The sequence below is a fragment of the Kitasatospora humi genome, from assembly GCF_020907985.1.
GTDB lineage: Bacteria > Actinomycetota > Actinomycetes > Streptomycetales > Streptomycetaceae > Kitasatospora > Kitasatospora humi.
The window spans coordinates 334,092-358,881 of sequence record NZ_JAJJPA010000001.1 but is presented as its reverse complement, the minus strand read 5'-3'; the positions used below and the strand labels follow the sequence as shown (position 1 = coordinate 358,881).

The following is a 24,790-nucleotide window of genomic DNA, read 5'->3' as shown; positions in this document are numbered from 1 at the left end:
ATGAATCCGAAAACCTCGGCACTGCCGATCAACGACGTACGGATCAACGTGCTCGGCCCGGTGACCGCCCTGGTGGGCGGCGCGCGGACCCCGCTCGGCGGGCGTCGGCCGAAGGCGTTGCTGGCCGCGCTGCTGCTGGCCGAGGGGGCGCTGGTCTCGGAGGAGCAGCTGATCGACGCGGTCTGGGAGCAGCGCCTGCCGGAGAAGCCCCGGCAGGCGCTGCACACCTACATCGCCGACCTGCGGCGGGCGTTGGAGCCCCAGCGGCGGTCCCGGGAGGAGCCGTTGGTGCTGCGGCGCCACCCGGCCGGCTACGCGCTCGCGGTCGACCGCACGGCCGTGGACGCGCGCCGGTTCGGCGAGCTGGTGCTGGCCGCCCACCGCGCGTCCACGGCCGGGCGGGCGACCGAGGCGACGGCGCGGGCCGACCAGGCGCTGGCCCTGTGGAGCGGCCCGGCCTACGCGGACCTGGCGGACGCCCGCTTCCTGTGCGCGGAGATCAGTCGACTTGAGGAGCTGCGCTCGCTCGCCCGCGAGGTGCGGGTCGCGGCCCGGCTCGCCCTCGGCGAGCACCGGCTCTCGCTGCTGGAGAGCCAGGCGCTGACGGCCGAGTACCCGCTGCGCGAGTCCGGGTGGGCGCTGCGGGCCCTGGCGCTGTACCGGTCCGGACGGCAGGCCGAGGCGCTGGAGGCCCTCGGGGACGCCCGCCGGCTGCTGCGCGAGCAGCTCGGGGCCGACCCCGGCCCGGAGCTGGCCCTGCTCACGCAGCGGGTGCTGGCCCACGATCCGGCACTGCTGGAGAGGTGACGCCGACCCGGTCGCCCTCCGGTTCGGCCGCCTCGGGCGCCGCCGGGTCCAGCCCTCGGCCCAGCACGACGGTCAGCGCGCAGCAGGCGAACAGCGCGGCGACCACGCCGAGCGCGCTGCGCGCACCGCCGGTCTGCACCAGCACCCCGGCGGCGAGCGGGGCCAGCGGCTGCAGCGCGCTCCCGATGAACGAGCTGGTGCCGGCCACCCTGCCGTACACCTCGTAGTCCACGAGCTGCAGGGTGGTCGCCGTGATCGCCGCACCCACCACCGGGCCGAGGAGCAGCACCGTGGCCAGCGCGGCGCCGAGCGCCACCGGACCGCCGACCAGGGCCGCGACCGCGGCCACCAGCAGCCGCAGCAGGCAGACGGCCAGCATCAGCCGTCGCAGCCCGAGCCGCCGGAAGACCCACGGGGCCACCGTCGAGCCGGCCAGCCCGGCAGCCGCGGCAGCGCTGAGCGAGAGGCCGACGCCGCCCCCGCCGGCCCTGGGACGCAGCAGCACGACGAACAGCAGCATCGAGACGGCGGGGTTCGCGAGTTGTGAGTACAGCAGGGTGCTGCGCAGGAACGGCGTGGTGCGCACCACCCGCAGGCCGTCCCTCAGTCGGGGCCGCTCGGGCCGCCCGGTCCGCTCGCTGGGTGCGGGTGCGGCCCCGGCCGGCAGGCCGCGGACGGCGCCCAGCGAGACGGCGTACGTCAGGGCGTCGGTCAGGAACGGCACCGCCCGGCCGGCGGCGAAGAGCGCGCCGCCGACGGCCGGGCCCACGATGCTCGCCGTGTAGCCGCGGACCTGGTTGACCGAGACCGCCTCCGGCAGCTGGTCGGCCGGCACGACGGTCCGCAGCATCTTGCCCGCGGCCGGCGCGAAGGGCATCGACGCCGCGTTGGCGACCACCACGGCCAGGGCCAGCAGCCAGAACGGCGTGCGGTGGAGCAGCGCGCCCGCCGCGATCGCGGCGACCGCGGCCAGCCGGACCGTGTCGCAGCCGAGCAGCACCCGCCGCGGTGGGTACCGGTCGGCCAGCTGCCCCGCGGGCATGGACGTCAACCAGGTGATCAGGAAGGTGAGCGTGCCGAGCAGGCCGGCCTCGGCGGCCGAGCCGCTGGCGGCCACCGCCAGCATGGGCAGCGCCAGGACGGTGACCGAGCTGCCCAGATCGGAGGTGAACTGGCCGATCCACATCCGCCGGAACGCGGGGTTGCCGCTGATCGCGGCGAACCGCCGACCCGGGAGCCTCATGGCAGCAGCCCGTCCACCGTGAAGAACGCGTTGGTCCGCCCGCCCGGCCGGGCGTGCCGCAGCCGGTCGAGGAAGAGCGCCACCCCGATCGACCCGGTGGCCAGGTCCACGGACTCGCGGATCGCCTGCTCGCCGGGGAAGGCGATGCCCTCCGGCCGCTCGATCCGGCTCAGCAGCACGCCCTGCGCCACCCGCCGCGCCTCGGCGAACCACCGCTCCTCGCCCAGCAGTTCACCGGCGTCCAGCAGCAGGTTGCCCTGGCCGGCCAGGCCGTGGAAGAGCTGCGGCATGACGGTGTACTTGGCGACCGAGCCGGCCACCAGACGCGGTACGGCCGCCTCCAGTTCACGGTCCGGCCGGGCCACCAGCCAGCGCAGCGCGGCGGTCGCCACACCCGCCGTGCCCTCGTCCCAGTAGCAGCGCAGCACCGGGTCGGCCGGCGGCTCGTCGTCGTCCGCGGAGCGGGCGTAGCGGCGGAAGAACCACCGGTCGTCAGCGGTCACCACCGCCTGCTCCAGGTCGAACCCGAGAGCCGCACGGCCGAGTTCGCCCCAGCGCCGGTCACCGGTGGCCAGGTGCAGGTAGAGCAGGAAGAGTGAGATCCCGGACGCCCCGTAGGCGTAGCCCAGCCGGGTGGGGGACGGCCGGCCGTGCCGCTCGGGTTCGGGCCAGTGAACGCCGGTGTCACCGCGCACGCCGGCGGCGGCGAGCGCCTCGCCGGCGGCCCGTGCGTCGTCCAGCAGCCGCTGCTCGCCGGTCCGTTGCCACAGCTGCAGGCAGGCCAGACCGTAACCGGCCGAGCCGTGCAGCACGTTGTGGGCGGCGAACCGGAGCGGGTGGGCGCGAGCCCGGTCCATCAGCGTCAACGCGGCTGGTGTGTAGCCCAGTTCGTCCAGCACCCAGGCGATGCCGGCCTGACCGGTGAAGAGGCCGGGTGGGTAGTACGCGGAGTCGACGTCCTGGGCGAGCACCCAGGAGCGCAGCCGGGCCGGTACCGTGCCGCGCAGCCGCTGCAGGCCGTGCAGCACGCCGGCCGCGCCGAAGGACAGTGAGAGCGGGTTGGTCTCGAAGACCAGCGGGTCCGCGGGGAAGAGCCGGTCGCTCCGCTGCGGATCGGCCGCCGCCTCGGCGTACCGCGCGATGCCCTCGACCACCGAGGCGAGTTCGGCGTCGCCGAGGCCCGGCAGCTGCTCCGGATCTCCGTAGCGTTCGGTGGCGGGCAGCGCCAGCGGTACGGGGGCGGCCCACAGCGCCGGGTCGTCGAAGGGCAGTGCGTCGATCCGTTCGAGCACCTCGGAGCCGGTCAGCGCGTCGTCGGTGAGGTGTTCGTCCGTCAGGTCCTGGACCAGGGCGATCAGTTCACCGGGAAGGGCCAGGTCTGCGGCGAGCTCGGCCAGGAAGCGCGGCAGGACCGGGCGGTGGAAGCCCACGGTGCTGTTGACCACCATCAGCGAGCTGAAGATCAGCGCACCGAGCGCGTGCCAGTCGGCGGCGCGGTCGTAGCGCCGGGTGGCCAGCAGCCGGGGACTGGCCGAGCCCATGGTGAACACGCCCAGGTGCGGGTCGACGTCCTCGCGTACCGCCGCCTCCAGATCGATGATCGTGATCGAGTGGCCGTCCGGGTCGACGTAGACGTTGGTGTAGGACAGGTCGCCCAGCAGGATGCCGCGCTGGTGGGCGGCCTCGATCGCTTCGGCGATCTGCCGCCACAGGCCCCGCACGCCGCGGTAGTAGGAGCGGATCGACTCCGCGGCGAGCTCGCCCGTGATGACCGGGTTGGTGCTGTTGCCGTGCCGGCTGAAGCGCTGGCCCTCGACCTTCTCCTCGACCAGGAAGGCGTGCTCCCACTCGCGGAAGAAGCCGAGCGGCTTCACGAACAGCCCGGTGTCGGACAGCATGCGCAGCAGCTGGTACTCCTTCTCCAACACCTCGGTCGCCGGTACGCCGTCGCCGATGGTCACGCCGTGCCGGGCCTCCTTGAGCACCACCTCCTGGCCGGTCTGCGTGTCGGTCGCCAGGTAGACCCCGCCGCGGTTGCCGAAGGAGAGCGCCCGCAGCGGCTGGTAGCGGCCGCCGAGCAGGCCGTCCGGCTCGTCCGGCTCCGGCGGGAACGGGTCGGTGGCCCACTCGGGCACTTCGAACCAGGGCCGACGGGCGTCCAGCACCAGGGTGCCGTCCGGCGCGGTGATCATCAGGTCGGATGCGCCGTCGGGTCGCAACTGCCGCTGGGCGGCGAAACCGCCGTAGCGGTAGTAGACGGCGGTGGAGCCCGGCCAGCGGCGGTCGGTGAGGATGTACGGCCCGCCGTGCCCCTCCAGTTCCTTCGCCAGCGCCGTGCCGACGGCGTGGAACTGCTCGTCGTCCACCGGGTATGCGGTGATGAACTTGCCACTGGCGGTGCGGGCGAAGACCTTGCCGCAGGCCTGGTTGGCGGACCACTCGTCGATCAGGAACTTGAACGGCACCCGTGCCTCGCACAGCACGGGCAGGGCCTTGCCCAGGATGGTGGCACTCCCGCCGAACTCCGCCGTGACGTGGAGCTTCCAGCCCTGGGCCACCGGGGCGACGCCGGGCGGGTTGGCGATGAACCAGGGCCCGCGGCGGAAGGTCCGCCATCCGTCGCCCGCGGCAGCCCGGAAGAGGGCGAGGTGCGCGTCGCCGAAGGGAACGCGGCTGGACGTCTCGTACCAGCGGGGATCGGCCTGGGCGTAGTGGAGAAGCGATTCCCAGCCAAGCATGGCGTGGCTCCGTTCGGGCGCGGGGGGCGGAGGGGCGTGGGCCCCGGCGGCCGACGGCCGGCAGCACGGCTGCCGGCCTCCGACCGCCGGGGCAGTGGTTCAGCGGCGCGTGATCAGGCGCTGCCGTGCCCGGGCGACGTGGTGTTGCAGCTGTTGCTGTCGCAGGAGCCGGAGCTGAGGGCGTCGACGAGAGCGGTGGTCTCCTCGACCTCCAGCTCCTGCAGGCGCAGGATCTTGGTCATGGTGTTCTCCTTCGGGTGGGTCCTGCCGACCGGACCGGCCGGCGGGACCCACCGAACCACCGGCCACTGGGGAACCGATGTGAGACCACTGGGAAGGCGCCATCGCGCTCCCGAACGCGAGAAGCCGCACCCGGGCGGGCGCGGCTTCCGGGAGCGCTCGGTGCCGGACGGTCAGGACGCGTCCCGGTCCTCCGGCAGGGCGAGCTGGACCACCGTGGACGGGTGGGCGCGGCGGACCAGCAGGGCGCGACCCGGCGGCCGCAGGGCGGCGCATTCGCTGCCGACCAGGGCGCCCTCGCGCGGGTCGCCGGAGAGCAGCAGGCCGACCGAGCCGAGCTCACGGGCCCGGCTCAGCAGCGGCTCAGTGAGCGCACTGCGGCTGCTGCCGGCCCCACCGCGAGCGCCGGCACCGCGGTCAGCGCGGCGGTGATCCGCAGCGACTCCGGCACCGACCAGCGGCGCTCACCCGCGATCGCCGGCTACGGGACCACGTTGATGTAGCTCATCATCCCGAAGTCCTCATGGGCCGCGATGTGGCAGTGGAACATCCACTTGCCCGGGAAGTCGGCGAAGTCGACCCGGATGACCATCTGGCCGGGCACCCCGTTGACCTCGTGCGGCACGGGCACGTCGTCCGCCCGGGAGGTGTACGGCTGCGGCACGCCGTTGATCGAGACCACCTGGAAGGCGTTGGTGTGGATGTGGAACGGGTGGTCGACACCGGTGTGGTTGACGATGGTCCACTCCTCGACGGTGCCCAGCTTGGCGGGGGTGCCGAAGGCCGGCGCGTCCATCGCGAACTGCTTGCCGTTGATGTAGTAGCTCAGGTTGTCCGAGCTCTGGGTGAGGTCCACGGTGCGGTGCTGCGCGACCGGCACCGCCGAGAGGTCGGCCGGCGCGGTCGGGATGCTGCCGGAGACGGTGGACTTCTTGGGCGCCGGGTGGCCGGCCACCTTGATGGTGGCGAGCGGCACGTCCGGGTAGTTGTCGCCGATCGGACCGGTGTTGAAGGCGACGTTGCGCAGGGTCGCCGTGCCGGGGTGGTCGCTCGCGGTCACCAGGACGTCGTAGCGCTTGCCCGGCGGCAGCAGCAGCCGATCGGGCGTGGTCACCTGGTTGACCGGCTCGCCGTCCTCGCCGATCACGGTGAACTGGTAGCCGTCCAGCTGGAGTTGGTAGGAGATGTTGGCTCCGGCGTTGACCAGCCGCCACAGTTGGGTCTCATTGGGCTTCATGGTCAGCACCGGCCGTAGCTGGCCGTTGACCAGCCGCACGGTCGGGGCCTTGGAGTTGATGAAGCCCTGCACGATGTGGCCGGTGGCGTCCAGCTGGACGTCCTTCAGCACCATGGTGTGCGTGGTGGTGTAGCGCAGGTCGCGGGGCAGCAGGGTGCGGTTGTCGCCGACGATGATCGCGCCGGACAGGCCGGCGAACACCTGGTTCATCACGTCGCCGGGAGTGAAGCCGGTGCCGGACGCACTGGGCGCGCCGGACGGGTCGGACGCGTCCGGCATCCCGTCGTCCATGCCGTCGTCCATCCCGTCGGTGCTGCCGGGGGGCGGGCAGGTCTTGCTCATGGCGTGCGAGTGGTACCAGAAGGTGCCCTGCGGGTGGTTGGCGGGGATCGCCAGCTGGTAGGTGGTCTCGGCGCCGGGAGCCACGCAGATGAAGGGATCGTCCGCCTGGCCCTCCGGGGAGACGTGCAACCCGTGGAAGTGCAGGTTGGTGGCCACGGTCAGGTGGTTGACCAGCTTGATGGTGACGGTCGAGCCCGGCGTCATGCGGATGGTCGGCGCCACGAACGAGCCGTTGTACGACTGCCCGTAGACCTTGCGGCCACCGACGTCGAAACGGGTGTCGGCCGCGTCCAGGGTGATGTCGAGGTCCTGGCTGCCCGCGGTGTCGGCATCGGCCGGATCGTGGAACGGCCGGCCGGGGTGCATGCCCTGTTCCTGCTCGGCGGTCGACGGGTTGGGTCCCGGCGGCGGCGTGTCCGCCATCGCGGCGGTGCCGACGGCCGCCGAGATCAGCAGGGCGATGGCGGTCATGGCGTGGAACAGGCGGCGGGTGCGGCGGGTCTGCTGCCGATGCGCTTCGGCGGCCGCCACGGTGTCGTCGGACATCGCAGGCATGACAGGGGTGCTCCAGAGGGTCGATGAGCAGTTCGGCAGCTCCCAACGTTGGTGAATTCCGTTCGCGCTGACAAGGTTTGACGTCAGGTAGTGCGTGCAGTGACTTGCCATCGGCCGGGACGTCGAAGGCCGGCCGTCGTGCGACCGCCCGCCGCCCCGGGAAGGGCGACGGGCGGCAGGCTCACCGGGCGGCCAGCAACCGGTCCAGCGCGAGCGCTGTGTCAGGAAATCCCTTGAGCAGCACGGAACCTGATGGGCCATCGATGGCTGAGGTCCACTCGCCCGCGCATCCCAGCAGCGTCGCCGCCGCGTCGCACGCCGACGGATGGGCGGCCAGCAGGGCCGGCCCTCGCTGACCGCCGTCCGAGCGCCGCACCGCCGGTGCGGCGGCGGGCCGCGCCAGCCACGGCGGCACCCAGCTGTCCAGTGCGTCCAGCCGGCCGGGGAAGATCCGCCCGGCCTCCCGGATCAGCAGCGGAGCCGGCTCTGCGCCGCCACCGCGCAGGGTGGTGATCAGGGTCGGCAGCCAGGGCAGCAGCACCGGGTCGGGCAGTCGACCGAACGCGTTGGAGACCGCCTCCACCACGAAGTCGGTGAGGTTCGGCACCGGCTCCAAGGCGTGCAGGAACCCGCTGAGGTAGCGCGGATAGGCGGGCAGCACCAAGGGGTTGGCCAGCAGCGCGTCGCACCGCTCGCGCAACTCCTGCCGGCTCAGCACCCCGAGTTGCACCTGGCCCGCCCAGAGCAGCGCAGTCTTCGCCTGGTCGGTGGGGTGCGACTGGGCGACGGCCAGCTCCAGTTGGGTCCGGTCGCAGCCCAGTGAGAGCGCCAACCCCTCCATGCTGAACAGGAAGCCCAGCATCGCACCGACCTGGCGCACTGTCGCGTCCTCATCGGTGAAGGCCATCGGCAGCCTGGTGCAGTAGTGCGCGTAACCGGTCCTGACGAACGACTCCAGCCAACCGGGCAGCACCGGTTCGGCGGTGCGGTAGTGCGCCAGCAGGGTGCGCACCAGGCGGAGCACCTCCGGCGCGCCGTCCACCCCGCGCTCGGTCACCAGGACGTCCAGCGCCCGGGTGCCCAGCTCCTGGGCGAGCCGGTTGCTGCGCAGGTAGCGCAGCGCGTCCTCGACGGTGCCGAGCACGGTGGCCGCGGTGGCCTGCGAGTGGCCGGCCCGGCGCCGCAGCCGCTGCTCCAGCACCTGCTCGATGCTGACGCCCTCGTAGCCGAGCTGGATCAACTCCCGTTGGTGCGTGCCCAGGGCGAGGTCCCAGGACTCCTGGAGCGAGGGCGGCCCGCCGAGGCCCCGCTCCCCCATGATCGGGCGGACCGCGCCGCCGGGCAGCAGCGAGCGCAGCTTCCACAGCACGTCGCTGCAGCCCGCCAGCTCCGGTTTCCCGGCGATGTCCAGCAACGCCCGCTGCACGCCGCGCTGTTCGATCTTCAGTCCGAGCGCGGCGAGCCGGTCGTGGACATCGCGGGCCAACGGCGGCAGCGCGTCGTAGCCGACCTGGCCGATCCGGTCCCCACCCATCATGATCTCGACCAGACGGCGGACGTCGCGCCGGCCGGGGACGGCGTCCTTCTCGATGCAGGTGACCGCCGCGTCCAGGAAGTCGTACGGAGTGGGTTTGGCCCGGTCCCGCATCGCGGCCAGCAGGATGGAGGTTTCGAAGACCGCGATGGCGTCGGCAGTGGACGCCAGGTAGCCGTTGCGGCGTGCGGCGCGCACGATCTCCACGCACCAGCCGAGCAGTTCGTCCTCGTCCAGGCGGTCCAGCACGGGTGGCCGGCGCAGGAAGCCGGAGAGCTGGTCGGCGGGCACGGCGACCGGCGCAGCGGCAGGCGCGGGCGCGACGGTCGACACGGGCGCGGGGGCAGCGGCAGGCGCGGGCGCGACGGTCGACACGGGCGCGGGGGCAGCGGCAGGCGCGGGCGCGACGGTCGGCACGGGCGCGGCCGGGGCCTTCGCGCCCGCTTTGCCGCGCTTCTTGGCCCCTGCCTGGCCGGCGAGTTGGAACGGCTGCACCCCGGTGCGCTTGAGGTTCTTCGCCCAGAGCGTCGCCGCGATCGACACCGAGCCGCCGGCCAGACCGAACTGCGCCTCGATCGCCGCGTGGCTGGACGGGATCAGGCCGTGCTGCCAGACGGTGTCGGTGCGCGGGCCGATCCGGAAGCCGTCGCTGCCGTGCACGCCGAACTCGGCGACCCGGCTGGCCGCGTGGAACGCGCCGCAGACGTAGAGGCAGTCCGCCGGGTCGGTGCCGGTGGCGGCGAGGTGCTGCCGCATCCTGGTCCACATGTGGCGTTCGCGGTCCTCGTCCACCCGCACCCGGTGCGGGTCGCCGGGGGCGAGGCGCCGGAACAGGCTGCCGATCAGCAGCATGACCTGCCGGTAGGTGTCGTGATCGGCGTCACCGAGCGGCAGTTCGACGTACTGGTGCCACCACTCCGACCAGTGCCGCACCCGGCCGTGACGCAGCAGGTGCTCCTCCAACTCGACGAACCGGGGCCGCAGATCTCCGATCTCCACCCCGACCGCGTCGCCGTGCAGGGCGGCCTCCTGCGCCACCGCCGGTGCCTCGGAACCGGCCCCGGCCGACTCCGGCTCCGGCTCCGGCTCCGGCTCCGGCTCGGCAGCGTCCTGCTGCCACTGGAACACGTGGTCCGAAGAGCGGTCCACCAGGACGAGTTCGACCCCCGGCGTGTCCAACGCGTAGGCGATCGCCTGGTATTCGGCCGAGGCCTCGGTGATCGGCGCGACCACCGAGAGCGGCGCCCAGTCGACCGGGAAGCCCTTGACCTCGCTGGCGAACGCCTGGACCGCCACCGGCAGGCGGCAGTTGCGCAGTTCGGTCAGCAGCGGCGCCATGTCCTCGCACAGCTCCAGGTAGACCACCTTGGGCTGCTTCTCGCGCAGGCGGCGGGCCATCGCGGTCGCCGAGGCCGGCGAGTGGTGGCAGACCGGGAAGATCTCCAGCGGTTCGGCCACCGCCCGGTCCACGTCGTCCACGATGCCGAGCAGGATGCCCTCCAGGGCGTCGGGGCCGTCGGCGAAGGTCGCAGCCGCCTCCCGCAGCTGCGAGCGCAACGCGTCGAAGGTGCCCTCGTGACTGCTGCTCATCTGGTGAAACCCCTTCTCGGGCGCGGTGGTTCAGGACAGCGTGGCGATGGTCTCGCGACCGCCCGCGAGGAACTCGGGCCACTCGCCGCCCGCTTCCTTGCTGCGCGGCTCGACGACGCCGTGCAGGTACTTGTTGAGGATCGCCAAGTCCTCCGGTTCGCGGCGGGCCATTGAGCCGACCAGCGAGGAGGCCAGGGTGCGGGCGGTCAGGGCGCGGTCACCGAAGAAGTTGCTGTGCAGGATGGCGTCCTCCAGCACGCCGATCTGCTCGGCGGTGGAGAGCGCGGACTCCAGCTTCTCGTCGTCGCTGCCGGCCGAGGCCGAGGCCTCGCGCAGGTCGGCGAAGCTCTGCAGCAGCACGTCCAGCAGGGTCGGCGGCACGTCCAGCTCGATCTGGTGGCGGCGCAGCAGCTCCTCGGTGCGGAACCGCACGATCTCCGCCTCACTGCGCTTGTTTGTCACCACCGGGATGCGCACGAAGTTGAACCGCCGCTTGAGCGCGGAGGAGAGGTCGTTGACGCCGCGGTCGCGGCTGTTGGCGGTGGCGATGATCGAGAAGCCGGGCTTGGCGAACACGATGTTGTCGCTGTTGTCGCTGTCGAGTTCGGGCACCGATATGTACTTCTCGGAGAGGATGGAGATCAGTGCGTCCTGCACGTCGCTGGTGGAGCGGGTGAGTTCCTCGAACCGGCCGATCGCACCGGTCTCCATGGCGGTCATGATCGGTGACGGGATCATCGACTCCCTGGACTGGCCCTTGGCGATCACCATGGACACGTTCCAGGAGTACTTGATGTGGTCCTCGGTGGTGCCGGCGGTGCCCTGCACCACCAGGGTGGAGTTGCGGCAGATCGCCGCGGCCAGCAGCTCGGCCAGCCAGCTCTTGCCGGTGCCCGGGTCGCCGATCAGCAGCAGGCCGCGGTCCGAGGCGAGGGTGACGATGGCGCGCTCGACCAGACTGCGGTCACCGAACCACTTCTGCTGGACCTCGCGGTCCAGGCCGTCCGCGCGCTCGGAGCCGAGGATGAACAGGCGGATCATCTTCGGGGAGAGCCGCCAGGAGAACGGCTTGGGGCCGGTGTCGACCGACTCCAGCCAGGCCAGCTCCTCGGCGTACTTGATCTCGGCGGGGGCGCGGAGCAGGTCGGACATGCGGAAGGGCCTTTCTTGCGAGGGAAATTGGATGGTGCTCACCGGTCAGGCGAGCCGCTCGGGCGAGGACGGTCAGGCGAGCCGCTCGGGCGAGAGCGCTCGGCTCGGCCGCTCGGACGAGGGCGCTCGCCGCTCAGGCGAGGAAGGCCTTGAGCTCGTGCACCAGCTTGTTGATGTGCCCGGAGACCACGGGCGTGCCAAGGGCCTTGAAGCGCTCCCGGAACCAGGGGTTGACCTCCTGGCGTCCGGAGCTGGTCACCGACCCGACCGGGATGAACTTCACTCCGGACCGGTGCACCGCCTCGATGCCCTCGAACAGCGGCTGGGATCGGTCGAATTCGTAGAAGTCCGAGATCCACACCAGCACGGTGTTCTTCGGCTCGGCGATCTTCGGACGGGCCATCGCCATCGCGATCGGCCCGTCGTTGCCGCCGCCGAGATTGGTGCGCAGCAGGGTCTCGAAGGGGTCGTGCACCCAGGGCGTCAGATCGATGGCACGGGTGTCGTAGGCGATCAGGTGCACGTCCACCTTGGGCAGTCCGGCGAAGATCGAGGCCAGGATGGTGCAGTTGACCATCGAGTCGACCATCGAACCGGACTGGTCCACCACCACGATCAGCCGGTTCGGCGTGGTCTTGCGGACGGTGTGCCGGTAGTAGAGGCGGTCGACGTAGAGCCGCTCCTCCTCCGGGCTCCAGTTGGTGAGGTTCTTCCAGACGGTGCGGTCGAGGTCCAGGTTGCGGAACACCCGCTTGGGCGGCACCGAGCGGTCGAGCTCGCCCACCGTGGCCTTGGCCACCTGGGTGCGCAGCACCTCGGCGACCTCGTCGATGAACCGCCGGATCAGCGACTTGGCGTTGGCCAGTGCCAAGCCGGACAGGTTGTGCTTGTCGCGCAGCAGCTGCTCGATCAGCGACATGCTCGGGGTCAACTGGGCGGCCAGCACGGGGTCGGCGAGCACCTCACGCAGCCGCATCCGCTTCACCAGGTCGGCTTCGATCTCGCCCAACTGCGGTCCGAACGCCGGAAACAGGGTGCCCGGCTCCGGCGCCGCACCGCCACCGCCCTTGCCGCCCCGCAGCTCGCCGGGGCGGCAGCCGAGCGCCTTCTCCAGCCAGCCGGCGTCGGACTGCCAGCGGGCGAGCTGCTTCGCACTGACCGGGCCGGAGCCGGTGGAGAAGACGTTCAGCAGCACTTTGGCGGCCAGCGCGGCGCGGCGCACCTCGGCGGCCCGGTCGCGCTCCCCGTCGCCGAGCGGTTCCGGCACCATCAGGCCGTCGAACTCCTCGGCCAGCGCCGGGTGGCGCTGCACGATGGAGTCGACCGAGGTGCCGGGGTCGAGCAGTCCGGCCGGCAGGCCGATGTCCTCGACCACGGCCAGGCTCGCGGACTCCAGGGCGGGCTGCTCCTCGGAGTCGAAGAGCCGGGCCAGCAACCGCCAGTAGAGCACCTGGCGGCGATGTTCCTGGCTTGTCGTCAGTTCGTCCGTGTTCTCGGTCATTTGCGCAGCAGCCTGCCCGCTCGCTCGCGCAGCACCGCGACGGCCTCGGTGGCGGCTTTCTCGCCCTTGGCACCCAGCTTGTCGGTGGTGCCGCCGGCCCAGGCACCGGAGTGCACGGCCACGGTCTTCTTGCGCACGGTGGTCTCGACAGCCAGTGGCTGCACCGTGAACTCCCCGGCGTCCCACCGGAGCAGGCCGATGCAGGCGCTGGACGCGGCGACCGCGGCCGGGGTGAGCGGACCGGCGCTCGGGATCCGGTCGGTGTCGACGGCGATCCTCCCCCAGCCTTCGGCCGGGGCTGCCCCCGTCCCGGCCAGGGTGAACGCCACGGCGTCCCCGTCGGCCACTGCTGCGTAGCCTTCCAGCAGCAGCGGGACGGCGATCCGCGCCGGATGCCGGTCGAGCGGGGCGGTGGCGGGCAACTCGGCGGCGGACAGGGCGACTCGGGCGGTGGCGAAGGGATCGGCCGGCTCGCCGGCGCGGGCCTGCGCATCGCTCCAGATCAGGTCCCCGTCGTCGGTGATCGGCAGCTCGGTGATCTCCATCGAACGGCCGTCGCCGAGCGCCGCCAGCAACGACAGGTGCGGGCGCAGCAGTTGCCAGACGCCGGCGCCGACCACCGTGTCGGGCTTGGGCACTGCGACGGACGCCCGCACCAGCCGGGACGGGCTGCCGTCGGCCGGCTCGAACACCGCGTGCACCTGGGCCTGCGCGGCGGTCGCGTGTTCCTGCAGGTCGACGCCGAGCGGCAGCAGCCGGCCGGTGGCGCGGCCGGTCGGGGCCGGGCCGGTGGCGCCAGACTGGGTGAGCAGCAGCGCCCGGGACCAGAGATCGGCCCAGCGGCGCAGCGGCACCAGCTCCAGGGTGGCCCCCGGGCAGCAGGCGGCGAGCTCGGCGGCGAACCCGTCGAGCAGCACGGCCAGTCGGCGCAGGCCGGGGTCGGGCAGCATCGCGGAGACGATCTGCGCCGCGCCCGAGATCAGCTCGTGGTCGATGCCCTGCCAGCCGGCCCGGCCCAGCTCGCAGAGCCAGGAGCGGGCGGCGGCCGACAGGTTGGCCGCCTGCGGCTCGCCGGGGGTGAAGGCGGGCGCGGGGCCGACGGTCCGTCCGACGGACTCGGCGGCGCGGGCGGTCAGGGCGTCGTGGGCGGCGCCGAGCAGTGCGGTGCGGGCAGCGGCCAGGGCGACGAAGTGCTCCTCCCCCGCGGCGCCGGCTGCCGCCTTCTCGGCGGCCTCGGCGACCCGGGCGGCCAGCGGCGAGCCGGCCACCGCGTCGGCCAGTCCGGCCAGCCCGGCAGCCTGGGCGGGGTGCGGGCGGAGCAGTCCGGTCACCAGCACCTGGTCGAACGCGGCCACGGCGGCGAGGAGTTCGTCCAGTCCGTCGACCGGCTCGGTCAGCAGGTCGGCTCGCATCACGCCACCGCCGTCCGGCTCGCCGGGAACCACTGCAGCTCGGGCAGCGGCGTGCTGCTCGGCCCCAGTTCCAGGTAGGCCAGGTGGCGCAGGAAGCGGCTGAAGACTGCCGCGGGGGCCTTGCCGGGATCCGGTACCGGCCGGGTGGCGAGCATCGCCGCCGTCAGGCCGGCCGCGTCGGTCTGCGGATCGGCGAGCTCGATCCGCAGGTAGCGGACCACCCGCTCGGCGCCGTACTGCAGCACGGCCTCGCCGACCAGGGCCTGGATGTGCTTGCAGAAGGAGCCGCGGGCGCCGCCGCAAGGACGGTTGTTGTTGGTGCTGCAGGCGTACCCGAAGCTGCCCGCGGCGATCGACGAGACGTAGACCCGCTCGATGTCCGAGCCGCTGGACACCACGCCCTGCAACCGCCCGTCGGCCAACTCGACGAACGGCACCTTGGCGAGCTTGCGCGGGCGCGCGGGCGGTACCACGCGCGCCGTGCTCGACTCCTCCCAGGCTGACAACACACCATCTCCTTCGCACCGAGGGGTTACCTCGCCGGATCGGCGGGATGTGCTGAAGCTACTCGCGATCACTGACAGCGGCCGTCGGCCGCCGGGTCGCGCGCGGCCCCCTCGGTGCGAACGAAGCTGGTGCGGTGGTTGCTCAGCTGCGGGAGTAGGAGCCCAGGCCCTTCACGCAGTAAACGGTGGACATCAGTGTGGCCCCGCCCCAGGTCCTGGTCTCGGAGAACATGTACTCGGTCCCAGAGACGCTGTCGCACTGGTGCAGGTCGTCGCTGAACGGGAAGGTGTGGATGATCTTGTAGTGCGCGTCCGAGGAGCCGCAGTCGACCACGTTGACGTCGGTCACCGGCTGGGCGGTCGTCGAGTCGGGCAGGGTGCCGCTGAGGCAGGAGCCGTCGGTGAACGGGCTTTCGGAGGGCGACGTGGGGTCGGTGGTCGGCGGCTGGTAGGTGTCCGGGTCGGTCGGGAGGGCGGTGTCGGTGTCGTCGGGCGCGGGGGTGGTGGCGCTGTCGGTGGTCTGGGTGACGACGGGGTCGACCGTCGGGCTGGAGTAGGGGCTGTCGTGGTGCTGGCCAAGCGTGAGGCCGAGGGTCACGCCGATCGCCACGACGGCGATGACGGACACCAGGACCACCAGCGGCGCCTTGCTCTTGGTCGGCACCCCCGGCTGGCCGCCGATGATCTGGATCCGGGCGTACACCTCGCCGCCGTCGGCGGTGGGCACGCGCACCACCATGCCGTCCTGCACCGGCGGGATGTGGATCGTGGTCGGCCCGGTAGCCGTGTTGATCGTCCGGTATGTGCCGGCAGCCGCCTCTTCCCTGGTCAGCTGCAGCATGATGATGTTCGACACGAGGCCCCCTCGCCTAGCAGTGGTCGGCTTCCATGGGCGCACTGGGTGACGCGCCGTCAGCCTCGCCCGGTTCCGCGGCCCTCTCCTGACGTCTTGTCAGCTTGTAGTACGGGGGCTACGGCGAGTCAAAGGATAGCGTCGCTATCTTCACAGCGGGCAAGCGGTTTGGCGCGCGGCCGGTCAGCCGGCCGCCAAGTCGGTGCTCAAGGCCGTTGACGGCTGGGGGATCTCACCGTAGTCCTCGTCGTCGGCGGCGACGCACAGGCGGTTGATCACGGCCTCCAGGGCGGTCGGCAGCCGGGCGTCCAGGCCTTCGTGGCAGCGGGCCAGCAGATCGTGCCGCACCTCGTCCGGCAGCAGCGCGGGGCCGGTGCGGCGGCTGTGCACGGTCCGGCGTGGCGCCTGGGCGAGCTGCTCGGCCTCGGCCCGCCAATAGGCGGCGTCACGCGGCTCACCCAGGCGCATGTGGTGCAGGTGGAGCAGGTTGGCGGCGGTGTGGCTGCCGGATCCGGCGGCGAACTGCCACCAGAACTGGGCGGGATCGAGGCGTCCGGTGACGGCGAGCAGGCAGGCGAAGACCAGCGCGCCCTCGGGGTGGATCCGGTCGCTGTTCACCAGCCGCTCCAGGGAGCGCCCGGCCTGCGGCGCGTTGAGCACCAGGGCGATGGCGAGGTCGAGTTCGTGCCCGGCCTGCTCGTGCTCGGAGGGGTACGGGGCCGGCGCGGCGGTGACCCGTGCCATCAGCCGGCCGGTCATGGGTGCACCGCCCCCCGTCGCTCTCTCATTCGTCCTCCTGTTCCGCGGGCTCGGCCCAGCCGATCGCCCTGGCCAGTCGGCGACGGGCGTGCCGGCGGTGCGAGCGCAAGCCGGCCGCCGGCATGCCGAGGTAGCCGGCGGTCGCGGTGTCGTCCTGATCGAGGCAGTACGTCAGGATCATGGTATCGAGTTGCCGCTCGGGAAGCTCCTGCATCGCCGCCAGCAACGCGATCCGCTCGTCCGGCAGGTCGGCCGGTCCCAGCCCGGCGCGCTTGCAGAACCGGTCGAGAACGGCGTCCAGGGCGACGGTCTGGACCACCGCGGGACGGCTCTGGGCGGCCAGCCAGGCGGCGATGTGCTCCTTGAGCAGTCGCCAGGCATATGCCGCCGGCATTTCCTGCCGCAGCGCCAACTGCCAGTTCTGCCGCAAGTGTTCGGCCATGCCCTGGACCACCAGCCGATCGGCGTCCCCGTGGTCGCCGACCTGGGTGCGGGCGAAGCCGGTCCACACCCGGTCGTTGAGGTCGCGGAACGCCTCGAAGGTCAAGCGCAGGCGGGCGCCGTCCGGCGCGGTGCCGTTGCCGTCGTTCATGGCCCTCCCCAGTGACGTCCGCTGCTGCTGCCGGGACCCATGCAAGCGCATGCGCAGGGCCGTTGTGCGGCGGACTCACGGAATGATAACCGACGGTAATGTTCCCAATACACGATGATCTGACGATATATGAGTCACCTGTTACTCAAGGGGCTTCTGGGCCATTCGTGCCTGGAGGGGATGACGGGTTCGGCTGCTCCGGTCCGCCTCGGGCGATCCGGGCCAGCGTCTCCAACGCCCCTGCCAGCACCGGCAGCTGTGGCGAGCCCAGCCCGACCCGCACGGCGGCCGGTGTGCTGCGCGGATCGACGGCGAAGGCCGCGGCGGGCGTCACGGCGATGCCCTGGCCGGCGGCGGCCGCGACGAAGGCCTCCGCCCGCCACGGGGTCGGCAACTCCCACCAGACGTAGTACGAACACGGGTCCGCGCGCAGCCGGAAGCCGGACAGCAGGCGCCGGGCGAGCAGTTGGCGCTCCCGCGCGTCCGCCCGCTTGGCCGCGGCCACCGCCGCCACCGTGCCGTCCCCGATCCAACGCACCGCCGCCTCCAGGGCCAACCCGCCCGGCGCCCAAGCCCCGGAGCGCAGCGCTGCGGCGACCGGCTCGCGCAGCTCCTCGGGCACCACCGCGAAGCCGGTGCTCAGGCCGGGGGCCAGCCGCTTGGCGAGGCTGTCGGCCAGGATGGTGCGCTCCGGCGCGTACGCGGCGAACGGCGGCTGGTCGGGGTGCAGGAACGCCCAGATCGCGTCCTCCACCACCGGCAGGTCCAGGCGGCGCAGTTCGGCGGCGAGCGCCAGGCGGCGTTCGGCCGGGAGCGTTGCGCCGAGCGGGTTCTGCAGGCGTGGCTGTAGGTAGAGGGCGCGCAGCGGCGTGGTGCGGTGGACGGCGGCCAGGGCCTCGGGGCGCAGCCCGCGATCGTCGACGGGGAGCGGGACGAGGGTGATGCCGAGCTGTCGGGCGACCGCCTTGACCACGGGGTAGGTGAGCGCCTCGACGCCGAGCCGCTGCCCGGGGGGCACCAGGGCGGCGAGGGCGGCGGCGATCGCCTGGCGCCCGCTGCCGGCGAAGAGCACCGCGTCGGCGGGCGGGCACCAGACGGGTGCCTCGGGGCGGTCGGGCAGGCAGGGCCGGGCGGGTCCGGGGAGCCGGGCGGGTGCGCCGGGTGCGTTGGACGGGGCGGGTGCGCCGGGTCCGTCGGGGCGGTCCTCGGGATGGGTGGGCGCGGCGGCCGGTCCGGGCCAGGCGACCAGTTGGACGAACGCCCGGCGGGCGGCGGGGGTGCCGGTCACGCCGATCGGGCGGAGCGCGGCCTCCAGCGCTTCGGCCCGCAGCAGCGGCGTCAGGCCGGCCGCCAGCAGGCCCGACTGCTCCGGCACCACGGGGTAGTTGAGCTCCAGGTCGACGGGGGCCGCGGCCGGCTCGGCCAACGCGGGCCCGCTCCCGCTCCCGGCGGGCGCGGCCCGCACGAAGGTGCCCCGCCCGACCTCGCCGACCACCAACTGGCGCCGCACCAGTTCCCGGTAGACCCGGCCCGCGGTCGAGTTGGCGATCCGCCGGGCGCGGGCGAAGGAGCGCTGGGTGGGCAGCTGTTCGCCGGGCCGAAGTCGGCCGTCGGCGATCCGGGCCGCGATCTCGTCGGCGATGGCGCGGTAGTCGTCCATGGATCCCCTCCTGCGGATTGCACCGAGCGCAAAGTCAGTATTGCACCGACGTTCCGGATCGCCATAGCCTCGCCGCATGGACGCGCTCACCTCAGCCGTGGACCCGCACGCCATGCTCGCAGTCGCCGCGATGGCGCTGGGCATGGTCCTCACTCCGGGGCCCAACATGATCTACCTGGTGTCCCGCTCGATCGCCCAGGGCCGCCGGGCCGGGCTGCTCTCGCTGGCCGGCGTCGCGACCGCCTTCCTCGCCTACCTGACCGCCGTCACCGCCGGAGTCGCCACGGTCTTCGCGGTGGTCCCGCTGCTCTACACCGTGATCAAGCTGGCCGGCGCGGCCTACCTGCTCTGGCTCGCCTGGCAGGCCGTCAGGCCGGGCGGCACCGCGGTGTTCGCGCCCAAGCAGCTGCCGCCGGACCCCCCGCGCAAGCTGTTCGCGATGGGCTTCCTCACCTGCCTGCTGAACCCCAAGATCGCCATCATCTACATCTCACTGCTCCCCCAGTTCGTCACCCCGTCGCGCGGCCAGGTCGCGGCGCAGAGCTTCGTGCTCGGCCTCACCCAGATCGCCGTGGCCGTCACCGTCAACGGTCTGATCGCCATCGGCGCCGGCGGCATCGCCGCCTTCCTGGACCGCCGCCCCGCCTGGCTCCGCGTCCAGCGCTACGCCATGGGCACCGTCCTCGGCGCGCTCGCCCTGCACATCGCCGCCGACCGCGCCAAGGCGGTCGCGGCCTGACCGGTCAGGCTCCGGCCGGCCGCTGGGACGCCACCCGGTAGCCGGTGGCGCCGCTGCGAGATGGCGGTGGCACCCGGAGGTGGGCGGTGGCACTCGGAGCCAGCGGTGACATCCGGAGGTGGAGGTGGTGCCCGGAGGTGGGCGGTGGCACCCGGCGGGTGTGCCGAGCCCGCGCCGGCGGGCCGCCGCCACCGGGGGAGGAGGCAGGTGTGCCACTGGCGGGCCGGCGGTCCACCCGCCTACCGTCGGAGCATGGCCACCATCTCCGACGTCCTCGCCCTGCCGACCACCGCCACCGCGGTGCGGGCCCTCGCCTGGGTCCGCGCCTGCGAGCGCGAGCCGGTCGCCAACCACAGCGTCCGCAGCTACCTGTTCGCCGTGCTGCTGGCGGAGCACGAAGGCCTACGCCGTGGCACGGACTTCGATCCGGACCTGCTGTACCACGCCTGCGTCCTGCACGACCTCGGCACCTCTGCCGCGGCCCCGGGCGAGCAGCGGTTCGAGGTCGAGGGTGCCGACCTGGCGGCAGCGTTCCTGACCGAGCACCAGTACACGGCCGATCAGGTGGACGCGGTGTGGGAGGCGATCGCCCTGCACGCCACGCCCGGGATCGCCGAGCGCCGCGGTCCGCTGTCCTACCTGACGTACCTCGGCATCAGCACCGATTTCGGTTTCCGCTCCGAGTTCGTCAGCGAGGAGCAGGCGGTGGCGATCCATGCCGCCCATCCGCGCCTGAACATGGCCACCGCCCTGGTCGACGACATCGTGCGGCACGCTTCCCGTGGCCCGCTCGCCGCTCCCCGCTACAGCCTCGCCGCCCAACTGGTCCACGAACGTGCCGCCCCCGGGGGCACCACCGGGCTGGAATCGGCCGCCGCCGCCTCCCGCTGGGGCGAGTGACGACCGCCTACCCCCGCTACTGCGCCGAACTCCCCGGCCCCGGCCGCCGGATGTCGATCGGCACCGCACCGGGTGCGCTTCGACCGTTGGCCTGTGGCTTCCTCAACTGCCATGCTCCACAAGCGCCTTGATGCCGCGCAGGGTAGCCTCCATGCCGGCGCGGAGCTCGCGCCGGCGGGAGGCGACGAACTCCTCCTCGCGGTCCGGCCAACGCTCTATCGCCAGACTGAGGCCATTGCGGCCCGGGCCGAGCACCGCCGTCTGACGCAGCCGGGTGCCGCCGTCCACCGGGTGGAGCTCGAAGCGCCAGGAGGCGAGGCGTCGGGCCGGATCGAGCGTCGGCTCGCCGAAGCGGCCGTCGGCGTCCATCACCGCCCAGGCGAAGACGCGCTCGGGCTCCAGCTCGACCACCTCGGAGACCGTGCGCCACTCGCCGAGCTTCTCGTGGCGGTTGTGCCCCTCGAAGCGCGCGCCGAGCGCGGGTGTGCCCGCGCCGTCGAGCCAGGCGGCGCGCTGCAGTTCGGGGCTGAGCCTGGCCGGCAGGTTGATGTCGGCCACCAGCTCCCAGACCCTCGCCACGGGTCCAGCCACCTGGATCTCGCACTCCACGGTCGGGCCGTCGGCCATGCGCATGTCGTCCCCCTCCCTGTCCGGTCGGGTCGCCCCCTCGCGGTGGGCGCCCCCTGACACCGGGATCCTAACGCGTCCCGGCTTTCCCAGTACTCCCGGATGTCCAACCAGTCCCACCGCTGCTCGGTGTTCACCGGCTCAGTACGGTCTCCCGGCCCATGCGGGAGAGCTTCTGCGGATCGCGCAGGGCGTGGAGGCCGGTGATGACGCGGTCGTCGATGCGCAGGGCGGTGACGGTTTCGACGCCGGTCCGCCCGGTTCTGTGACAGCCCCGCACGGTGGCGCACGTCACATCGGTGTGCTGTCACGGGGCACGGGTGGTCGGCATCTTGTGTTCGTCCGACGCCCGTCGCACGGACGGCCGCTTCCACCCCGCCACCCCGAAGGAGCTGTCGCCACATGGTCGCCCGCTCACCGCCCCAACGAACTCCCCTGGTACTCCTGGGGAAGCGCCACCCCGAAGCGCTGGTGCAGCAGGGCCATGTCCCTGCGGTCCTTGTCGGTCGGCTCGTACCCGAGGTGGCACCGCAGCTGGGTCGCCGCATCGACGCACCGGACCTCGTGTCCGCCGATGCGGCCCGGCACCGGGGCCGGATAGTGGAACCGGCTGCCGTCGGGGAGCAGTTGGTCGCCGCCGCCGTCCGCAGCGGCCGTGATCGGGTGCAGGTCGATCTCCCGGCCCGCCGCATCGGCGACCGCGAGCGCGGTCGGCAGCCAGTCCCGCAACACGCGGTCGAAGCCGGCGCGGCTCAACGTCTGCCGTGCCACGTCGAGTTGGTCGGCAAGCACCACCAGATCGAGATCCGTGTGGGCCCGGGTGGTCTCCCCGACCAGCGCATCGACACCCCAACCGCCGTCAACCCACGCGGGGGTGCCCGCGTCCGTCAGCAGCTCCAGCACCTCGAGCACGTCGGTTTCACGCATCACGGACGCACGCTGCCACACCCGGTGGCGACCACGCCATCCGGTTTCACAACGGCGACATCCGCCATCACATGTGAGGACGAATCCATGGAAGCCCGGTTCAACCTGTTCGACAACCCGACCGCCGCCAAGGTCGGCAAGCGGTTCTACAGCACCGCACTGGCCCTTCAGGAGTCGACGCTCCCGAAGACCGTGCAGCACCTGGTGGAGCTGCGCGCCAGCCAGATCAACGGCTGCGGCTTCTGCGTCGACATCCACACCAAGGAGGCCGCGGCCGCCGGGGAGACGCCGCTGCGGCTCGGCCTGGTGGCCGCCTGGCGGCACACCACGGTGTTCACCGAGGCCGAGCGGGCCGCACTGGCCCTCACCGAGGAGGGCACCCGGATCGCCGACGGCAGCGCGGGCGTCTGTGACGGGACCTGGACCGAGGTGCGCAAGCACTTCGACGACGACCAGGTCGGTGCGCTGGTCTGCGTGGTCGCCCTGATCAACGCGGCCAACCGGATGAGCGTGATCGTGCACAGCCCGGGCGGCTCCTACCAGCCGGGCCAGTTCGCCGCGATGGAGTAGCGACCGGGGAGGCGCGACCCAGCAGCGCGCCTCGCGTACCGGACAACCGGAAGCTCAGCCCTGGATCACCGCTCCGCGGCCGGGCCCGGTCGCCGACGCCGTAGTGCTGCGGGGCGACCCTGGTGATCGCTGCACCGTGCGGATGAGGTGCGGCTGCTCTGCCCGCACGGCGCCTACGGGCTGGTCGAGGCTCGGCCAGGCCGCCCCGCGCTGAGCCGCTCAAGCGGGCAGGTCCAGCAGCACCGTCCGCCGCACCCTGGCCAACCCGCCGACGCGGACCAGCGGTTGGTCACCCGGCGGGGTGTCCACGACCTCGGCCGTGATGGTGGCCGGGCTGCCGAGGTGGTCGCCCATGTCGACGGCGACTCCGCCACGCTTCGGGTCGCCCGTGTGCAGCCAGGCGGCAAGGCAGGCGGTGCTGTTGGCATTGGCGACGTCCTCCGGGACGCCGATGGCGGGGGCGAACATCCGCGCGGCGAAGCCCTGTTCCCCGCGGGTGTAGAGGTAGCAGCCCAGCAGCCCGACTTGCCGGCAGGCGGCCGCCAGGGCCGGGAAGTCCGGTGTCAGGGCCAACAGTTGAGTGCGGTCCGGGACCGGGAGCAGCAACCGCGGCCGTCCCAGGGTCGCCATGCAGGCGCCGCTCGCCTCGACCCCGAGGCCCAAGGCGGCCAGTACCGCTGCCAGTTCGGAGCTGGAGGGTTCGCGCAGCCCGACCCGGCCGGCCTCGAACTCGGCCCTCACCAGGAGGCCCCGGGGGCGCGTCCGGGCCGGCATCCGGTGGCTGTCGGCGGTCCGCAGGGTCCAGTTGCGCTTCTCGGTGCCCGCGCGGTGGGCGAGCGCGGCGACCGTTCCGTGGCCGCAGGCGGGCAACTCCCCCTCGGCGGTGAAGAAGCGCAGCGTGGTGACATCCACCCCAGTGCCGACGAAGACCGCGTGCGAGGTGCCCAGCAGCCCCGGGATCCGGCGGCGCTGCTCATCGCTGAGCGTCGGGTCCTCGCCCAGCACGGCGGTGGGGCTGCCGCCGCGCCCGTCAGCCCGCACGCAGGCATCCACCAGCGTGACCGTGACCGGCCTCCCCGGCCGTTGTGTTGATCGCACGGCTGGAATGCCACTCACCGCCTACCGCGGCCAGTCCGGTGCTGGGTCGGTGGCCAGGAGCGGGCGGACGGCACCCAGGACGGCTCCGATGCAGACGTCACGCAGTTCGGTGCGACTGCAGGTCTCCCGAGTCAGCCAGTCGATGCAGAGCACTCGGACGAACACCAGCCAGCTCCTCAGGACGTCGGAGACGGCCTCCCGGCCCGCCTCGTCGGCGAGCGGCAACACGTTGAGCAGCCGGGAGCGCAACTCGTCGAGCTCATTGCTCATGATCGTCTGGACCACCGGGTCGCCGGCCAGCACCCGGTTGGCGGCGAGCACGGCCTGGCGGTTGGCGATGAAGTAGTCGAGGTGGGCGTCGATGCCCTCGGTCAGCTGCTCGACGAGGGTGTCGCCGGGGTCGAACCTGGTCCGTTCGAGGAGCCGGGCGGCCGCCTGTTCGTAGACGGCCGCGAACAGTGCCTGTTTGCTGGCGAAGTGACGGTAGAGCAGTGCCCGGGACACGCCGGCCTTGCTTGCCACGTCCTCCATCAGCACCTCTTCGTAGGGCTGGGCGGCGAAGAGTTCCGCACCGACGGCGAGGAGTTGGGCTCGGCGGTCGGCTGGGCGCAGGCGCTGACGGGCAGACATGAGCGCCAGAGTACTTGACACATGTCTACTTACGCACTCTACTGCTGCTCAAGTAGACACATGTCGAATAACCGTCAGCGCGGAGGGATCATGGCCAGGACTCTCAAGGTGCTCGCACAGCTCATGGGTTTCGCCTGCGTGGCGATCGGGCTGTTCCATGTGGTCGCGGGCGTCGCCGCGGTCCCGGGCAACGGCGGCGCCAATGCGACGGTCGACAATTGGAGCCGCTTCATGGGCGCGGTCTTCGCCGGCTACGGACTGGCCTGGCTCTGGGCCGCCCGCCAGGCCCCGATCCCGGCCCAGGCGATCCGCTGGCTGGCCGGGATCTTCCTGCTCGGCGGCCTGGCCCGCCTGCTGTCGGTGGCCGCGCACGGCTGGCCGCAGTGGTTCCAGGTGCTCCTGATGGTCGTCGAACTGACCCTGCCGCCCGTCTACTTCTGGCTGGCGAACGCCGATGAGCGGGCGGCGGCCGAGCGCCCTTCGGCACGGCGGACGCTGACCGAGCCCTCCGGCGACTGACGACCCGCCGATCGCGCCCTTCGGCACGGCGGACGTCGACCGAGCCCTCCGGCGACCGC

General features: G+C 72.6%; 24 protein-coding genes. 6 read left to right on the top strand and 18 right to left on the bottom strand.

The window, feature by feature from the left end:
• Window positions 1-807: an AfsR/SARP family transcriptional regulator gene (locus LN042_RS01710; RefSeq protein WP_230047915.1), complete on the top strand. Its 807-nt coding sequence runs from the start codon at window positions 1-3 to the stop codon at window positions 805-807.
• Here the strand turns inward: LN042_RS01710 and LN042_RS01705 are convergent.
• The 3 genes from LN042_RS01705 to LN042_RS01695 all read right to left on the bottom strand — a co-directional run bounded on the left by LN042_RS01705 (window position 761) and on the right by LN042_RS01695 (window position 5,030).
• Window positions 761-2,050: an MFS transporter gene (locus LN042_RS01705; RefSeq protein ID WP_230047914.1), complete on the bottom strand. Its 1,290-nt coding sequence runs from the start codon at window positions 2,048-2,050 to the stop codon at window positions 761-763. The genes LN042_RS01710 and LN042_RS01705 overlap by 47 nt on opposite strands.
• Window positions 2,047-4,788, bottom strand: a complete 2,742-nt coding sequence (gene lanKC / locus LN042_RS01700) for a class III lanthionine synthetase LanKC (RefSeq protein WP_230047913.1) — start codon at window positions 4,786-4,788, stop codon at window positions 2,047-2,049. The genes LN042_RS01705 and lanKC overlap by 4 nt, the downstream gene beginning before the upstream one ends.
• 113 nt (window positions 4,789-4,901) lie before the next feature.
• Window positions 4,902-5,030: a class III lanthipeptide gene (locus tag LN042_RS01695; RefSeq protein ID WP_230047912.1), complete on the bottom strand. Its 129-nt coding sequence runs from the start codon at window positions 5,028-5,030 to the stop codon at window positions 4,902-4,904.
• A gap of 222 nt (window positions 5,031-5,252) precedes the next feature.
• On the opposite strand from LN042_RS01695, the gene LN042_RS01690 reads away from it, so the two are divergent.
• Entirely contained in the window at window positions 5,253-5,531 is a 279-nt protein-coding gene (locus LN042_RS01690; protein ID WP_230047911.1) for a hypothetical protein, read from the top strand.
• Here the strand turns inward: LN042_RS01690 and LN042_RS01685 are convergent.
• The 10 genes from LN042_RS01685 to LN042_RS01640 form a co-directional block, all read right to left on the bottom strand.
• Window positions 5,510-7,153 (bottom strand): multicopper oxidase family protein, encoded by a 1,644-nt coding sequence (locus tag LN042_RS01685; RefSeq protein WP_230047910.1) that lies wholly within the window; start codon window positions 7,151-7,153, stop codon window positions 5,510-5,512. The two genes, LN042_RS01690 and LN042_RS01685, sit on opposite strands and share 22 nt — an antisense overlap.
• Window positions 7,154-7,343: 190 nt before the next feature.
• On the bottom strand, window positions 7,344-10,286 hold the full coding sequence (locus LN042_RS01680; RefSeq protein ID WP_230047909.1) for a DUF5682 family protein: 2,943 nt from the start codon (window positions 10,284-10,286) through the stop codon (window positions 7,344-7,346).
• 30 nt (window positions 10,287-10,316) lie between these two features.
• Window positions 10,317-11,438, bottom strand: a complete 1,122-nt coding sequence (locus LN042_RS01675; protein WP_230047908.1) for an ATP-binding protein — start codon at window positions 11,436-11,438, stop codon at window positions 10,317-10,319.
• 133 nt (window positions 11,439-11,571) lie between these two features.
• A complete protein-coding gene (locus tag LN042_RS01670; RefSeq protein WP_230047907.1) occupies window positions 11,572-12,939 on the bottom strand; it encodes a VWA domain-containing protein in 1,368 nt (455 codons plus the stop codon).
• On the bottom strand, window positions 12,936-14,351 hold the full coding sequence (locus tag LN042_RS01665; protein WP_230047906.1) for a hypothetical protein: 1,416 nt from the start codon (window positions 14,349-14,351) through the stop codon (window positions 12,936-12,938). The genes LN042_RS01670 and LN042_RS01665 overlap by 4 nt, the downstream gene beginning before the upstream one ends.
• A complete protein-coding gene (locus LN042_RS01660; protein ID WP_230048079.1) occupies window positions 14,351-14,857 on the bottom strand; it encodes a hypothetical protein in 507 nt (168 codons plus the stop codon). The genes LN042_RS01665 and LN042_RS01660 overlap by 1 nt, the downstream gene beginning before the upstream one ends.
• Before the next feature lie 142 nt (window positions 14,858-14,999).
• Complete coding sequence (locus tag LN042_RS01655; RefSeq protein ID WP_230047905.1) at window positions 15,000-15,713, bottom strand: LppU/SCO3897 family protein; 714 nt, start codon at window positions 15,711-15,713, stop codon at window positions 15,000-15,002.
• 180 nt (window positions 15,714-15,893) lie between these two features.
• Entirely contained in the window at window positions 15,894-16,469 is a 576-nt protein-coding gene (locus LN042_RS01650; RefSeq protein WP_230047904.1) for a hypothetical protein, read from the bottom strand.
• A 25-nt stretch (window positions 16,470-16,494) separates the two neighbouring features.
• Entirely contained in the window at window positions 16,495-17,061 is a 567-nt protein-coding gene (locus tag LN042_RS01645; RefSeq protein WP_230047903.1) for a sigma-70 RNA polymerase sigma factor region 4 domain-containing protein, read from the bottom strand.
• Window positions 17,062-17,206: 145 nt separating this feature from the next.
• A complete protein-coding gene (locus LN042_RS01640; protein WP_230047902.1) occupies window positions 17,207-18,721 on the bottom strand; it encodes an aminotransferase-like domain-containing protein in 1,515 nt (504 codons plus the stop codon).
• Window positions 18,722-18,797: 76 nt separating this feature from the next.
• Here LN042_RS01640 and LN042_RS01635 point away from each other — a divergent pair, with 76 nt between their 5' ends.
• Together LN042_RS01635 and LN042_RS01630 are read left to right on the top strand one after the other, a co-directional pair.
• Window positions 18,798-19,460 (top strand): LysE family translocator, encoded by a 663-nt coding sequence (locus tag LN042_RS01635; RefSeq protein WP_230047901.1) that lies wholly within the window; start codon window positions 18,798-18,800, stop codon window positions 19,458-19,460.
• Between the two features lie 252 nt (window positions 19,461-19,712).
• Window positions 19,713-20,360, top strand: a complete 648-nt coding sequence (locus tag LN042_RS01630; protein ID WP_230047900.1) for an HD domain-containing protein — start codon at window positions 19,713-19,715, stop codon at window positions 20,358-20,360.
• A gap of 102 nt (window positions 20,361-20,462) precedes the next feature.
• Here LN042_RS01630 and LN042_RS01625 read toward each other — a convergent pair whose 3' ends face one another.
• The 3 genes from LN042_RS01625 to LN042_RS01615 form a co-directional block, all read right to left on the bottom strand.
• Entirely contained in the window at window positions 20,463-20,993 is a 531-nt protein-coding gene (locus tag LN042_RS01625) for an SRPBCC family protein (RefSeq protein WP_230047899.1), read from the bottom strand.
• A 127-nt stretch (window positions 20,994-21,120) separates the two neighbouring features.
• Window positions 21,121-21,282: a hypothetical protein gene (locus tag LN042_RS01620; protein WP_230047898.1), complete on the bottom strand. Its 162-nt coding sequence runs from the start codon at window positions 21,280-21,282 to the stop codon at window positions 21,121-21,123.
• A gap of 119 nt (window positions 21,283-21,401) precedes the next feature.
• Window positions 21,402-21,914, bottom strand: a complete 513-nt coding sequence (locus LN042_RS01615) for a nucleotidyltransferase domain-containing protein (RefSeq protein WP_230048078.1) — start codon at window positions 21,912-21,914, stop codon at window positions 21,402-21,404.
• Between the two features lie 87 nt (window positions 21,915-22,001).
• On the opposite strand from LN042_RS01615, the gene LN042_RS01610 reads away from it, so the two are divergent.
• Entirely contained in the window at window positions 22,002-22,484 is a 483-nt protein-coding gene (locus LN042_RS01610) for a carboxymuconolactone decarboxylase family protein (protein WP_230047897.1), read from the top strand.
• A 219-nt stretch (window positions 22,485-22,703) separates the two neighbouring features.
• On the opposite strand, the gene LN042_RS01605 is transcribed toward LN042_RS01610, so the two are convergent.
• Together LN042_RS01605 and LN042_RS01600 are read right to left on the bottom strand one after the other, a co-directional pair.
• A complete protein-coding gene (locus LN042_RS01605) occupies window positions 22,704-23,525 on the bottom strand; it encodes a PhzF family phenazine biosynthesis protein (RefSeq protein WP_230047896.1) in 822 nt (273 codons plus the stop codon).
• 78 nt (window positions 23,526-23,603) lie between these two features.
• Window positions 23,604-24,212 (bottom strand): TetR/AcrR family transcriptional regulator, encoded by a 609-nt coding sequence (locus tag LN042_RS01600; RefSeq protein ID WP_230047895.1) that lies wholly within the window; start codon window positions 24,210-24,212, stop codon window positions 23,604-23,606.
• Between the two features lie 90 nt (window positions 24,213-24,302).
• On the opposite strand from LN042_RS01600, the gene LN042_RS01595 reads away from it, so the two are divergent.
• Window positions 24,303-24,731: a DUF4345 domain-containing protein gene (locus LN042_RS01595; RefSeq protein ID WP_230047894.1), complete on the top strand. Its 429-nt coding sequence runs from the start codon at window positions 24,303-24,305 to the stop codon at window positions 24,729-24,731.
• Window positions 24,732-24,790 lie beyond the last annotated feature (59 nt).

Bases quoted from the DNA above. Each gene is read 5' to 3' on its own strand.
- LN042_RS01710 (WP_230047915.1), top strand. From the start codon at position 1: ATGAATCCGAAAACCTCGGCACTGCCGATCAACGACGTACGGATCAAC.
- LN042_RS01705 (WP_230047914.1), bottom strand. From the start codon at position 2,050: ATGAGGCTCCCGGGTCGGCGGTTCGCCGCGATCAGCGGCAACCCCGCG.
- lanKC (WP_230047913.1), bottom strand. From the start codon at position 4,788: ATGCTTGGCTGGGAATCGCTTCTCCACTACGCCCAGGCCGATCCCCGC.
- LN042_RS01695 (WP_230047912.1), bottom strand. From the start codon at position 5,030: ATGACCAAGATCCTGCGCCTGCAGGAGCTGGAGGTCGAGGAGACCACC.
- LN042_RS01685 (WP_230047910.1), bottom strand. From the start codon at position 7,153: ATGTCCGACGACACCGTGGCGGCCGCCGAAGCGCATCGGCAGCAGACC.
- LN042_RS01680 (WP_230047909.1), bottom strand. From the start codon at position 10,286: ATGAGCAGCAGTCACGAGGGCACCTTCGACGCGTTGCGCTCGCAGCTG.
- LN042_RS01675 (WP_230047908.1), bottom strand. From the start codon at position 11,438: ATGTCCGACCTGCTCCGCGCCCCCGCCGAGATCAAGTACGCCGAGGAG.
- LN042_RS01670 (WP_230047907.1), bottom strand. From the start codon at position 12,939: ATGACCGAGAACACGGACGAACTGACGACAAGCCAGGAACATCGCCGC.
- LN042_RS01665 (WP_230047906.1), bottom strand. From the start codon at position 14,351: ATGCGAGCCGACCTGCTGACCGAGCCGGTCGACGGACTGGACGAACTC.
- LN042_RS01650 (WP_230047904.1), bottom strand. From the start codon at position 16,469: ATGACCGGCCGGCTGATGGCACGGGTCACCGCCGCGCCGGCCCCGTAC.
- LN042_RS01645 (WP_230047903.1), bottom strand. From the start codon at position 17,061: ATGAACGACGGCAACGGCACCGCGCCGGACGGCGCCCGCCTGCGCTTG.
- LN042_RS01640 (WP_230047902.1), bottom strand. From the start codon at position 18,721: ATGGACGACTACCGCGCCATCGCCGACGAGATCGCGGCCCGGATCGCC.
- LN042_RS01635 (WP_230047901.1), top strand. From the start codon at position 18,798: ATGGACGCGCTCACCTCAGCCGTGGACCCGCACGCCATGCTCGCAGTC.
- LN042_RS01630 (WP_230047900.1), top strand. From the start codon at position 19,713: ATGGCCACCATCTCCGACGTCCTCGCCCTGCCGACCACCGCCACCGCG.
- LN042_RS01625 (WP_230047899.1), bottom strand. From the start codon at position 20,993: ATGCGCATGGCCGACGGCCCGACCGTGGAGTGCGAGATCCAGGTGGCT.
- LN042_RS01615 (WP_230048078.1), bottom strand. From the start codon at position 21,914: ATGCGTGAAACCGACGTGCTCGAGGTGCTGGAGCTGCTGACGGACGCG.
- LN042_RS01610 (WP_230047897.1), top strand. From the start codon at position 22,002: ATGGAAGCCCGGTTCAACCTGTTCGACAACCCGACCGCCGCCAAGGTC.
- LN042_RS01600 (WP_230047895.1), bottom strand. From the start codon at position 24,212: ATGTCTGCCCGTCAGCGCCTGCGCCCAGCCGACCGCCGAGCCCAACTC.
- LN042_RS01595 (WP_230047894.1), top strand. From the start codon at position 24,303: ATGGCCAGGACTCTCAAGGTGCTCGCACAGCTCATGGGTTTCGCCTGC.